The following is a 13,350-nucleotide window of genomic DNA, read 5'->3' as shown; positions in this document are numbered from 1 at the left end:
ATGATTAAAATATTAACCATCTTTTTTTGAATTATTAAGTAAAATTAATTTACTACATTTCAACAATAATAAAATCACTTCTTCTATTTACTTGATGCTCTTCTTCCGAACAATTTACACCGTCCTTACATCTATTTAATAAAATAGACTCTCCATATCCTTTACCAGTTAAACGAGATGGTTCTATTCCTTTATCTATTAACCATTTAATAGTAGATTGAGCTCTCCTTTCAGATAAAATTTCATTATACCTAGAAGATTGTCTACTATCAGTATGTGATCGAACATCAACTTTCATAGTAGGGTACTTTTTCATAACCTCTAGAATTTTAGCTAACTCTACTGAAGCGTCATCTCTTATATTTGATTTATCTATATCAAAATAAATAAGTTTTATTCCAAATGTTGTAGCTAAATTAGATCCTTTAGTAATCTTCTTTTGTTTCTTTGGTAATACTGAAGAGACAAGTGTTTCACCGTTAGTTGAATTAGTGACAATTCCTTTTTCTATGGTCTCAAATGTTTTTGATTGAGTTTTTATTACATATTTTGTATTTGGCTTTAAATCTTTAAACTTATAATTTCCATATTCGTCTGCTCTTTGCGAATCTAATAAATTCATTTCAGCATCAAAAATCTCTACAAGGGCATTTGGAATAACTTCTTCAGTTTCTTCATTTAAAACCTCACCAGCAATTGATTGTTTATAATTATATGGTAATGGTATTTCTTCTTTAAATTTATATATGTCATCATTTCCTTTTCCTCCTTCTCTATTTGAAGAGAAAAATCCAAACTTAGTTTTTGAATCAATTATGTAACTAAAATCATCTTGAGTTCCATTTACCGGTTCTCCTAAATTATAAACCTTAGATAAATCGCCGTTTTCATACATTTTAACCGCAAAAATATCTAAACCTCCCAAACCTAATTGACCATCAGAAGAAAAAAACAATTCATTTTCATCTGAAACAAACGGGAAAGTTTCACGAGCTTCAGTATTTATAACAGGGCCCAAATTTTCAGGTTGACCAAATGAACCATCCTCATTTATAACCACTTTAAATATATCAGACTGCCCTAAAGTTCCAGGCATATTAGATGAAAAATATAAAATATCATTTTCTGGACTCAAAGCAGGATGTGCACAGCTGTAACTATTACTATTAAATGGCAGTTCTTCAACCTCTCCCCATGAAACTCCAACTTTTTTTGCTTTGTATATTTTAAGTAAAATTATTTCGTCTTGATTAGTCCCTTTTTTTCCATTAATAAAATTATTTCTTGTAAAGTACATTGTTTGACCATCTCTAGTAAAAACTGCAGTTGATTCATTAAACTTTGAACTTATACTTTTATTCATTTTTTTTGGATCTATCAATAATCCATCTGAAGTAACAGTTGCACTATATAAATTTGAAAAGGATTGATTAGTCCATTTATGCCTAATCTTAGCAACACTTCCTGTGTCTCTTGTAGAAGTAAAAACAAAATTATCTCCTACAAATGCAGCACCAAAATCAGAATATTCAGTATTTATTCCTGAGTCTTCAATTTTATATCTATTAGAAATTTCTTTTATTTGATTTAGGTAATTTTTATTTTCAATAAATAATTTAGATCTACTATCTGAACTATTTTTTAAAGAAAATAAACTTGCAAATTCATCTGCTTTTTTATAATCACCAATAGACTTTAATGATTGTGAATATCTATAATAATATTCTGAACTTACCTCTTCATTTAAACTAAAAAGTTGTTCATACCATTTTGCAGCCTCTTTAAAGTTAGCATTAAAATAATATGAATTACCCAATTTTTGAAATAAATCAACAGATTTATAACCTTTCTCAGCAACTTCTTCATATATCTCTATTGCATCAATATATGCATAGTTATCATATTCTTTATTTGCATTATCCAACTTAACCTTTTGACTGAAAACACTTGAAATAATAGAGATAAGTAGAAGTATTGTTATTTTAATTTTCATATTATAAATTTTTAAAAGAACCTAGGTGAAATAACTTTATCGTAGTTTTTAAACAATTCAAATCTAAGAAAAAATTCATGTGAACCCGAATTATAATTAGCAAGTTTTGTTGTTTCCATATCATATGAATATCCTATAAGCCATGATTCAGAAACTTGAAATCCTGCTAACAAACTTGCCGCAGCATCCCATCTATAAGCAGCTCCAAAAGTAAACTTATCATGGATTAAAAAATTTGCTGATAAGTCTAACTGTAAAGGAGCACCATTAACAACTTTTGTTAATATTGCAGGCTTTAATTTTACACTACCAGATAAGTCAAATACATGACCAGCAATAAAATAATAATGCATTCGTTCATTTGCAACTGATGATGAAGCTAAACTTGAAGAATTTTTATCAAAGTGCTTAGTTTCTAGAAAATTTGGAACTGAGAAACCAAAATAGGTCTTATTTGAATGTAAATAAACACCAGCACCAATATTTGGTGAAAATTTATTGTCCACATTTTGTTGTGAATATAAATCACCTTCATTATAAATATTCAACCTACTAAAATCAACATTTAATAAGTTAGCTGTTCCTTTTATTCCAAATGATAATTTAAATTTTTCAGAAGTAGGAATCGTATAAGAAACATCTACAGAAAATGTGTTTTCATCAGAAGGCCCTATTTTATCATTAATAATTGACAATCCTAGTCCTACCCTAGAATTTCTAATTGGAGTATTTAATGCAAATGTATTAGTAACTGGAGCTCCGTCTAAACCTACCCATTGATTTCTATGTAAACCAAAAATACTCATTACACCTCTAGACCCAGCATAAGCTGGATTTATGTTAATTGTATTATACATGTAGTTAGTAAACTGAGAGTCTTGTTGAGAAAAACTAGAAATTGCAACAAGAAAGATAACTAAACTAAAAAATATTTTTTTCATTATTTAAGTCTATTTAATAAACCAAAGGGAAAAATTCCCTTTGGTTATTTTTTAATTATTTATTAATATATAAGTAACCAGAACGTTCTTTATTGTTACCTATACTGTTTCTATATCTTACAATGTAAAAATAAGTTCCTACTGGTAATTCTGAACTTTGACTAATAGTAACTCTTCCTTCAGAACGTCCTATAAAATAACGGTTATTTTGACCATATCCATTAACTTCATACACTAATACTCCCCATCTATTATATATTTCTACTGTATTATCTGGATACAATTCTATATTTCTAATAACAAATACATCATTATCTCCATCACCATTTGGTGTAACTAGATTAAAAATTTCTAATTCATCTTCTGAAGTATCATCATAATTATTGAATTCTAAGAAGTCAGGAACTCCATCTCCATCACTATCAAATGGGTCGTTAACATCATTTCCGTATTCTTCTTCGTTTGTTAAACCATCTCCATCACAATCTGCTTCGTAAAATTCTTGAGATTGAGTTTGTGTCACGTTTATAGGATCAAAATCACAAAAATCATTTACACCTGTTCCATCTGTAACTTCATCACCGTTTGTAACTCCATCGCCATCACAATCTGCTGCATTCCACGCTGGACTTGTTGGCAATGTTTGACTTGATAATACAAAATCACATAGATCTAATGGATTTGTTCCGTCTGTAACTTCATCACCATTAGTAACTCCATCACCATCACAATCTGCTGCATTCCACGCTGGACTTGTTGGCAATGTTTGACTTGATAATACAAAACTACATGGGTCTTGACCATCTGTTCCATCTGTTGCCTCGTCTGCATTGGTAACTCCATCGCCATCACAATCAGCTGTTGAAGTAACTACTACACTTATACTTGCTGTTAAATATGAACAATCATCTAATGGATTTGTTCCGTCTGTAACTTCATCGCCATTAGTAACTCCATCGCCATCACAATCTGCTGCATTCCACGCTGGACTTGTTGGCAATGTTTGACTTGATAATACAAAACTACATGGGTCTTGACCATCTGTTCCATCTGTTGCCTCGTCTGCATTGGTAACTCCATCGCCATCACAATCTGCTGTTGAAGTAACTACTACACTTATACTTGCTGTTATATATGAACAATCATCTAATGGATCAGTTCCATCTGTAACTTCATCGCCATTAGTAACTCCATCACCATCACAATCTGCTGCATTCCACGCTGGACTTGTTGGCAATGTTTGACTTGATAATACAAAACTACATGGGTCTTGACCATCTGTTCCATCTGTTGCCTCGTCTGCATTGGTAACTCCATCGCCATCACAATCAGCTGTTGAAGTAACTACTACACTTATACTTGCTGTTATATATGAACAATCATCTAATGGATTTGTTCCGTCTGTAACTTCATCACCGTTTGTAACTCCATCACCATCACAATCTGCTGCATTCCACGCTGGACTTGTTGGCAATGTTTGACTTGATAATACAAAACTACATGGGTCTTGACCATCTGTTCCATCTGTTGCCTCGTCTGCATTGGTAACTCCATCGCCATCACAATCTGCTGTTGAAGTAACTACTACACTTATACTTGCTGTTATATATGAACAATCATCTAATGGATTTGTTCCGTCTGTAACTTCATCACCGTTTGTAACTCCATCACCATCACAATCTGCTGCATTCCACGCTGGACTTGTTGGCAATGTTTGACTTGATAATACAAAACTACATGGGTCTTGACCATCTGTTCCATCTGTTGCCTCGTCTGCATTGGTAACTCCATCGCCATCACAATCTGCTGTTGAAGTAACTACTACACTTATACTTGCTGTTAAATATGAACAATCATCTAATGGATTTGTTCCGTCTGTAACTTCATCACCGTTTGTAACTCCATCACCATCACAATCTGCTGCATTCCACGCTGGACTTGTTGGCAATGTTTGACTTGATAATACAAAACTACATGGGTCTTGACCATCTGTTCCATCTGTTGCCTCGTCTGCATTGGTAACTCCATCGCCATCACAATCAGCTGTTGAAGTAACTACTACGCTTATACTTGCTGTTAAATATGAACAATCATCTAATGGATTTGTTCCGTCTGTAACTTCATCACCATTAGTAACTCCATCGCCATCACAATCTGCTGCATTCCACGCTGGACTTGTTGGCAATGTTTGACTTGATAATACAAAACTACATGGGTCTTGACCATCTGTTCCATCTGTTGCCTCGTCTGCATTGGTAACTCCATCGCCATCACAATCAGCTGTTGAAGTAACTACTACGCTTATACTTGCTGTTAAATATGAACAATCATCTAATGGATTTGTTCCGTCTGTAACTTCATCACCATTAGTAACTCCATCACCATCACAATCTGCTGCATTCCACGCTGGACTTGTTGGCAATGTTTGACTTGATAATACAAAACTACATGGGTCTTGACCATCTGTTCCATCTGTTGCCTCGTCTGCATTGGTAACTCCATCGCCATCACAATCTGCTGTTGAAGTAACTACTACACTTATACTTGCTGTTATATATGAACAATCATCTAATGGATTTGTTCCGTCTGTAACTTCATCACCGTTTGTAACTCCATCACCATCACAATCTGCTGCATTCCACGCTGGACTTGTTGGCAATGTTTGACTTGATAATACAAAACTACATGGGTCTTGACCATCTGTTCCATCTGTTGCCTCGTCTGCATTGGTAACTCCATCGCCATCACAATCAGCTGTTGAAGTAACTACTACGCTTATACTTGCTGTTAAATATGAACAATCATCTAATGGATTTGTTCCGTCTGTAACTTCATCACCATTAGTAACTCCATCGCCATCACAATCTGCTGCATTCCACGCTGGACTTGTTGGCAATGTTTGACTTGATAATACAAAACTACATGGGTCTTGACCATCTGTTCCATCTGTTGCCTCGTCTGCATTGGTAACTCCATCGCCATCACAATCAGCTGTTGAAGTAACTACTACGCTTATACTTGCTGTTAAATATGAACAATCATCTAATGGATTTGTTCCGTCTGTAACTTCATCACCATTAGTAACTCCATCACCATCACAATCTGCTGCATTCCACGCTGGACTTGTTGGCAATGTTTGACTTGATAATACAAAACTACATGGGTCTTGACCATCTGTTCCATCTGTTGCCTCGTCTGCATTGGTAACTCCATCGCCATCACAATCTGCTGTTGAAGTAACTACTACACTTATACTTGCTGTTATATATGAACAATCATCTAATGGATTTGTTCCGTCTGTAACTTCATCGCCATTAGTAACTCCATCGCCATCACAATCTGCTGCATTCCACGCTGGACTTGTTGGCAATGTTTGACTTGATAATACAAAACTACATGGGTCTTGACCATCTGTTCCATCTGTTGCCTCGTCTGCATTGGTAACTCCATCGCCATCACAATCAGCTGTTGAAGTAACTACTACGCTTATACTTGCTGTTAAATATGAACAATCATCTAATGGATCAGTTCCATCTGTAACTTCATCACCGTTTGTAACTCCATCGCCATCACAATCTGCTGCATTCCACGCTGGACTTGTTGGCAATGTTTGACTTGATAATACAAAACTACATGGGTCTTGACCATCTGTTCCATCTGTTGCCTCGTCTGCATTGGTAACTCCATCGCCATCACAATCTGCTGTTGAAGTAACTACTACACTTATACTTGCTGTTATATATGAACAATCATCTAATGGATCAGTTCCGTCAGTTTGTTCATCTCCATTGGTAACTCCGTCTCCATCACAGTCACCCCCTGGAACATTAAAAGGATCTGGAATACATGGATCTATAACATTAGAATCGCATATATCAGTAATCCCATCACCATCCCCATCAGGCCCAATATTAATAACATTTACATTTGAACCAGGATAAGTAGCGGTTACTACTGTACCGTCTGCAAAAACTCCACCTCCAACAAATGTTAGAGGATCTCCAACACCATACTGTTCTCCATCACCTCCATCTGCATTTGAATTATTATATGCTTCATTAGCATCACTACAACCATCATTATCAGAATCTGTATCATATGCGTCAGGAATACCATCTAAATCTGAGTCAAAATTATCATTAATAGAATCTCCATTAACATCTACATAACCCGCTATATCTGGATCTCTAAAATTATAAACAGCGTCACCATCTATGTCTCCTCCAGGATCAAGACCAGTTCCACCAGATTCATTAACATCTAAAATTCCATCATTATCATCGTCTAAGTCAACTGAATCGGAAATTCCATCATCATCATAATCAAGTGGATCTGGTCCAATTTCACATCCAAATCCGTCATTAGTACCAGAAGGGTTGGCTAACAATATTTTGACAGCCACATTTGATGCTGGATTAGTTACATCAGTAATTTTGTATATTCCTCCACCTGAATTACTAAAAAAATAAAAATTTCCATTTCTATCCTGCCAACACGCACCAAAACCTCCTCCTTGATTATTTAAACCATCTAGAGTATTATCAAACGTTATTGCTCTATTTGTAACTAAATTAGTGGTTAAATTAACTATTCTTAAAGTAGTTCCTGTAACACCAAAAACTTCATCATTAATTAAAGCATAATCATTTGGCCCTGAAGAACCGGGAATAGCAACTTCCGTAACAGGAACAGAAGCTGGATAACTAACAATACCAGTAACATCAAATTGAATAACTCTATTATTTCTAATGTATCCAATAAAATCACCTTGGGAAAAAAGAACATTTGTAAAATTTTGAGAATTTCCAGTAATATTAATATCACCAACAAAACTATAATTATTTGCAGGATCATAGACCTGAACAGTTGAACCACCTGTACTTGAATAAACATATTGAGTAGCCGCGTTATAAGCAGAGTTTGTAGCACTATTACTTGGAGCAAATTGTAATTCACCTACTTTAATATAACTTTGCTGAAAATTATTGTATCTGTAAACTTCAGTAACACCTAAACCTGCATTTCCTACTGTCTGATATAGAGTATTAACAGGTCCACAAGAAATTTGTGAAAACAAATTACTTTTTGTAAAAAATGCTGAAATTAATATTAAAAAAGTAACTATTTTCTTTATATTAAAAAAATCTAATGCAACTGTTTTATTCATAATCGTTAATTTTAAAATTTTGTTAAACAAAACTTAATATTTTAAAAAATTAGGATGTAATCTAATATTAATTATTAATTTTTAATGTGTCGTAACTCAAAATTCGTTTAGACGCACAAATATCCGATAAAAAACACTTATTGTGTCAAAACTTTCTTAAATGATAAAAAATTTTGTTTAATTTATTTTACAATAAAACAATACCCTTTAATTAATAATTTTATGCAAATAATAATATTAAAAGTATTACAAAAAAAATAAAAATATTAGTGGTTTTCTATAATTACATAATCAAAAGAATACAATTAGTAATTTTTGAAAGATAGTAAACAATAGAATACTTAAATTAACTTCAAATTAATAATATTATATTTACCTAAAAAATGCAACTCGTTTTCGCTTCAAACAACAAGAATAAAATTCAAGAAATTCAGCAATTACTTCCTAATTCAATCGAAATATTAAGTCTTGAGGAAATTGGTTGTCATGAAGATATCCCAGAAACTTCAAATACTATTGAAGGAAATGCCATTTTAAAAGCAAATTACGTAACCGAAAAATACGGTTATAATTGTTTTGCAGATGACACAGGTCTAGAAGTTGATGAACTAAATGGAGAACCTGGAGTTTATTCTGCTCGTTATGCAGGTGAACAAAAGAAATCAAATGACAATATGAACAAGCTTTTGTTTGAACTTAAAGACAAAACAAACAGAAACGCTCAGTTTAAAACGGTAATTGCTTTAAACATAAATGGAGAGCAACAGTTATTTGAAGGAATAGCAAAAGGAGTAATTACTTTAGAAAAAAAAGGTGCTGATGGTTTTGGTTACGATCCTATATTTCAACCCCTAGGCTATACTTCAACATTTGCGGAAATCTCAATGGAAGAAAAAGCGACTATTAGCCATAGAGGTATTGCCACTAGAAAATTAATTAATTATTTATCCAAGTAATTAATCTTTATAAGGTGAAGGCAAATACCATTTATTTTTAACTGCTAATAATCTAAAAGCAATCATAAACAATGATGTTACAAGATATAAAACATCTGTATTTAAAGAGAATTCATTAAGAGTGAAAAATAAAAATCCACCGCTTATACTTATAGTTGCATAAATTTCTTTTCTAAATATTACTGGTATTTCATTGCATAATATATCACGAATAACACCTCCAAAACTTGCAGTCATAGTCCCTAAAGCAATACAAATAATAGGATGCAAACCAACATCAATTCCTTTTTCAATTCCAATAATTGTAAAAATACCTAATCCAATTGTATCAAATAAAAACAATGAAATTCGTAATTTTTCTAATCTGGCTTTAAAAACAAAAGTAGTAATAAAACCGAAAATTATTATATAAACATAAGTTAAGTCTAGCATCCAACCCACTGGAGCTTTTCCTATCAGTACATCGCGTAAAGTTCCACCGCCAAGCGCTGTCACAAAAGCAATGATAAAAACCCCAAACGGATCAAGTTTTTTATGCCAACCTGTTAAGGCTCCAGAAATTGCAAAAGCTAACGTACCAATAATGTCTAAAAATTGAAACATTTTTTATTGTTTTTTTATCTTATAAGCAAAATTAACCATAATTGCAGAACAAAAAAATCAATTATTGTGGTAGTTTTAAGCATTAAAACCTCTGAAAGTGAACATTTTACAAATAATTAGCATATCTCACTAATAATCAGTACTTTTGCACCCAATTTAAAATTACACATGAATAAATTTGAACAATTAGGATTAAACGAATCGCTACTGCTGGCGATTAAGGATCTAGGATTTGAAAGTCCGTCAGAAGTACAGGAAAAAGCGATTCCCCTATTATTGGAAAAAGACACAGACATTGTAGCGTTAGCGCAGACCGGAACGGGTAAGACTGCAGCGTTTGGTTTTCCAGTTATCCAAAAAATTGATGCCGAAAACAGAGACACACAAGCATTAATTTTATCGCCTACAAGAGAGTTATGTCTTCAAATAACTAACGAAATCAAGTTATACTCAAAATACGTAAAAGGACTGAATACAGTAGCGGTTTACGGTGGGGCAAGTATAACTGAACAAGCAAAAGACATACGTAGAGGAGCACAAATTATTGTTGCTACACCTGGTAGAATGCAAGATATGATTAACCGTGGGATGGTTAACATTAAGAACATTAACTATTGTATCTTAGATGAGGCAGACGAAATGTTAAACATGGGTTTCTATGAAGACATTACAGCAATTTTATCAGATACACCTAGAGACAAAAACACTTGGTTATTTTCAGCAACAATGCCTCAAGAGGTAGCGAGAATTGCTAAAGAATTTATGAACAGCCCTCAAGAAATTACAGTTGGACATAAAAACTCAGGAAATGAAAATGTATCACATGAATTCTATTTAGTTAGTGCTCGTGATAGATATCCTGCTCTAAAAAGATTAGCAGATGCTAATCCAGATATTTTCTCAGTAATCTTTTGTAGAACAAAACGTGATACTCAAGCTGTTGCTGAAAAATTAATTGAAGATGGTTATAACGCAGCTGCATTGCATGGAGATTTATCTCAATCGCAACGTGATGGAGTTATGAAATCATTTAGAGGTAGACAAATTCAAATGCTTGTTGCCACTGATGTTGCAGCTCGTGGAATTGACGTTGACGATATTACTCACGTAATCAACTATCAACTACCTGATGAAATAGAAACTTATACACACCGTTCTGGTAGAACTGGTCGTGCTGGTAAATCGGGAACTTCACTAGTAATTATTACAAAAAGTGAATTGCGTAAAATTTCTTCTATTGAAAGAATCATTAAAATGAAATTTGAAGAAAAACCAATTCCTTCTGGAATGGAAATTTGTCAAATTCAATTATTTCACTTAGCTAACAGAATTAAAGATGTTGAAATCGATCACGAAATTGACGCTTATTTACCTGCTATTGAAGAAGTTTTAAAAGATTTACCAAAAGACGAGTTAATTAAAAGAATGGTTTCTGTTGAGTTTAACAGATTCATCTCTTACTATAAAAAATCAAGAGATTTAACTTCTCAAGGTTCTAACGAACGTCGTGAACCAGGTAAAATTCCATCTGACGGAGCAGTACGTTTCTTTATAAACATTGGATCAAGAGATAATTTTGATTGGATGACTTTAAAAGATTATTTAAGAGACACTCTTGAATTAGGTAAAGACGATTTATTTAAAGTAGACGTTAAAGAAGGGTTCTCTTTCTTTAACACTGATGCTGAGCACGCAACTAAAGTAATGGAAACATTAAATGCTGTTAATATTGACGGTAGAAAAATTAATGTAGAAATTTCTAATAATGACGGTGGTGGAAACAGCGGAAGAAGAGATCATAACAGAAGAGGTTCTGGTGGTGGAAGAAGCGGTGGAAGAAGTTCTGGTGGTTTTAGAGAGCGTAGTTCTAGCCCAAGAGGAGAAAGAAGCGATAGAAATTCTTCATCAAGAAGTGGTAGTGACAGAAATTTTGCTCCAAGAGACAGAAGTTCAAGCTCTAGAGACGACAGAGGAGGTTCATCATCAAGGAGTGAAAGACCTAGAAGAGAAGGAAGTTCTAGCAGTGAAAGACCAGCAAGAAGAAGTTCTTCAAATGAATCTAACGGTGGTTTTTTCGAAAAAGCTAAAAGATCTAGAAGAAGTTAAACGATTTTCGTTAATTTTCTGATAAATATTTAAGAAACTATAAAATATCTCTAATTGATTTGTATTTTTGAATCAATAATTAAAAAATGAGATATTTTATAGTTTTTTTATTTTCATTATTTACGATAAATGGTTTTGGCCAAAACGATACTATTGTAACTAAACTTTCTGGTACTGTTTACCATAGCGAAACGAGACTTCCCATGTCTAATGTTCACGTAATCAATACTACGAGAGTAAAAGGAACCACAACTGATGGTTATGGTGCTTTTGAAATAAATGCTAAAGTAAACGATACATTACTCGTTTCTTATTTGGGTTTTGAAACCATAAAAGTTAAAGTTTCAAATGATTGGGTAAAAAACAAATCATCAAAAATATATCTTACTGAAAAAGCCTATGCGCTTGAAGAAATTGTTGTTACGCAGTATAATTTAACCGGTTATGTACAAGTAGATACGGAGTTAATTCATGTTGATGAAAACAATTATAGGTATAGTATTTCTGGATTAAACGAAGGTTACGAAGTAGGAGACAAATCTCCTGGAGCAGTATCCAAAGTATTAGGTGCTATTTTCAATCCGGCTGATTTCTTATACAGCGCTTTTGGAAAACGTCCAAGAGAAATGAAAAAACTGAAAGAAATGAAGAAAGATGATACTGTTCGTAATCTGCTAGCTTCAAAGTATGACAGAGAAACACTAGCTGCATTGTTGGAAATTGATAAAGATGATATTCCTTTAATTCTTCAAAACTGTAATTATTCTGAATATTTTATAAAAACTGCAAATGACCTTCAAATTATGGATGCCATAAGTGCTTGTTATGAAGAATATAAAATTTTGAATAAGAATAAGTAAGTTTATAATTGGTTTTAGTTTTTAGGCCATAGATATTGAGCTATAGCTTATTGCTTTTTACTTTCTTCATAAAACTTACTTTCAACAAAAGCAGCGTCTTTTATTGTTTTACGCGTCCAATCTAAACGTTTTTCAAAAATTTCCTCTTCAGATAATTGCCAATCAATCGTAGAATTTCTAAGTCGGTTTGTAATATCTTGAATAATAATTGCAGCTGAAACCGAAATGTTTAAACTTTCAGTAAAACCAACCATTGGAATTTTTAAATATCCATCGGCGTTATTCATTATTTCTTCTGAAAGTCCTTCTTTCTCCGTTCCAAAAAATAAAGCCGATGGCTTTGTAATATCAAATTCGTGAATTAAACACGATTCGTTATGTGGTGTGGTTGCAATAATTTGATAACCTTGAGCTCTTAAACTCTTTAAACAAGAAGCAGCATCTTCATGTTCTTTTATATCTACCCATTTTTGAGCCCCCATGGCAATTTGCTTATCTATAGACTTACCGTACTTTTGCTCAATAACATTTAGCTCCTGAATTCCAAAAACCTCACAACTTCGCATTACAGCACTTGTATTGTGCATTTGATATACATCTTCCATAGCAATGGTAAAATGTTTTGTTCTGTTCTTTAAAACGTCTAAAAAGCGTTGTTTGCGATTTTCCGAAATAAACCCTTCTAAATATTCTAATAAAGCTATTTTATCAATTTCCATTTATT

At 33.1% G+C, this 13,350-nt stretch carries 8 protein-coding genes; 3 read left to right on the top strand and 5 right to left on the bottom strand.

The genetic code is table 11. The annotated features are described in order from the left end of the window. Nucleotides 1–52: 52 nt before the first annotated feature. Genes ACQ65T_RS07930 through ACQ65T_RS07920 form a run of 3 tightly spaced genes read right to left on the bottom strand, consistent with a single transcriptional unit; the run spans nucleotide 53 to nucleotide 8,101 of the window. The gene (locus tag ACQ65T_RS07930; protein WP_430400548.1) at nucleotides 53–1,993 is read right to left on the bottom strand and encodes an OmpA family protein; all 1,941 of its coding nucleotides are present in this window, start codon (nucleotides 1,991–1,993) and stop codon (nucleotides 53–55) included. 11 nt (nucleotides 1,994–2,004) lie between these two features. Continuing rightward, nucleotides 2,005–2,934, bottom strand: a complete 930-nt coding sequence (locus ACQ65T_RS07925) for a PorP/SprF family type IX secretion system membrane protein (RefSeq protein ID WP_430400547.1) — start codon at nucleotides 2,932–2,934, stop codon at nucleotides 2,005–2,007. 55 nt (nucleotides 2,935–2,989) lie between these two features. Continuing rightward, on the bottom strand, nucleotides 2,990–8,101 hold the full coding sequence (locus ACQ65T_RS07920) for a gliding motility-associated C-terminal domain-containing protein (protein WP_430400546.1): 5,112 nt from the start codon (nucleotides 8,099–8,101) through the stop codon (nucleotides 2,990–2,992). A gap of 383 nt (nucleotides 8,102–8,484) precedes the next feature. Between ACQ65T_RS07920 and ACQ65T_RS07915 the strand changes: the two genes are divergently transcribed. Continuing rightward, nucleotides 8,485–9,057 (top strand): non-canonical purine NTP diphosphatase, encoded by a 573-nt coding sequence (locus ACQ65T_RS07915; protein ID WP_430400545.1) that lies wholly within the window; start codon nucleotides 8,485–8,487, stop codon nucleotides 9,055–9,057. Here the strand turns inward: ACQ65T_RS07915 and ACQ65T_RS07910 are convergent, their stop codons facing one another. Further along, nucleotides 9,058–9,660: a trimeric intracellular cation channel family protein gene (locus ACQ65T_RS07910; RefSeq protein ID WP_430400544.1), complete on the bottom strand. Its 603-nt coding sequence runs from the start codon at nucleotides 9,658–9,660 to the stop codon at nucleotides 9,058–9,060. A gap of 168 nt (nucleotides 9,661–9,828) precedes the next feature. Between ACQ65T_RS07910 and ACQ65T_RS07905 the strand changes: the two genes are divergently transcribed. After that, a complete protein-coding gene (locus ACQ65T_RS07905; protein ID WP_430400543.1) occupies nucleotides 9,829–11,766 on the top strand; it encodes a DEAD/DEAH box helicase in 1,938 nt (645 codons plus the stop codon). A gap of 86 nt (nucleotides 11,767–11,852) precedes the next feature. After that, nucleotides 11,853–12,626 carry a carboxypeptidase-like regulatory domain-containing protein gene (locus ACQ65T_RS07900; RefSeq protein WP_430400542.1) on the top strand — a complete coding sequence of 258 codons (774 nt, stop codon included), beginning with the start codon at nucleotides 11,853–11,855 and terminating at the stop codon, nucleotides 12,624–12,626. Between the two features lie 47 nt (nucleotides 12,627–12,673). Here ACQ65T_RS07900 and ACQ65T_RS07895 read toward each other — a convergent pair whose 3' ends face one another. Beyond that, nucleotides 12,674–13,345: a TrmH family RNA methyltransferase gene (locus ACQ65T_RS07895; protein ID WP_430400541.1), complete on the bottom strand. Its 672-nt coding sequence runs from the start codon at nucleotides 13,343–13,345 to the stop codon at nucleotides 12,674–12,676. Nucleotides 13,346–13,350 lie beyond the last annotated feature (5 nt).

Source organism: Flavobacterium sp., assembly GCF_965284515.1.
In the GTDB taxonomy this organism is placed as follows: domain Bacteria; phylum Bacteroidota; class Bacteroidia; order Flavobacteriales; family Flavobacteriaceae; genus Flavobacterium.
This window is presented reverse-complemented; position numbering and strand designations above follow the sequence as displayed.

Excerpts from the sequence above, each read along its gene's own strand:
- ACQ65T_RS07905 (WP_430400543.1), top strand. The coding sequence starts at position 9,829 with ATGAATAAATTTGAACAATTAGGATTAAACGAATCGCTACTGCTGGCG.
- ACQ65T_RS07930 (WP_430400548.1), bottom strand. The coding sequence starts at position 1,993 with ATGAAAATTAAAATAACAATACTTCTACTTATCTCTATTATTTCAAGT.
- ACQ65T_RS07910 (WP_430400544.1), bottom strand. The coding sequence starts at position 9,660 with ATGTTTCAATTTTTAGACATTATTGGTACGTTAGCTTTTGCAATTTCT.
- ACQ65T_RS07895 (WP_430400541.1), bottom strand. The coding sequence starts at position 13,345 with ATGGAAATTGATAAAATAGCTTTATTAGAATATTTAGAAGGGTTTATT.
- ACQ65T_RS07920 (WP_430400546.1), bottom strand. The coding sequence starts at position 8,101 with ATGAATAAAACAGTTGCATTAGATTTTTTTAATATAAAGAAAATAGTT.
- ACQ65T_RS07900 (WP_430400542.1), top strand. The coding sequence starts at position 11,853 with ATGAGATATTTTATAGTTTTTTTATTTTCATTATTTACGATAAATGGT.
- ACQ65T_RS07925 (WP_430400547.1), bottom strand. The coding sequence starts at position 2,934 with ATGAAAAAAATATTTTTTAGTTTAGTTATCTTTCTTGTTGCAATTTCT.
- ACQ65T_RS07915 (WP_430400545.1), top strand. The coding sequence starts at position 8,485 with ATGCAACTCGTTTTCGCTTCAAACAACAAGAATAAAATTCAAGAAATT.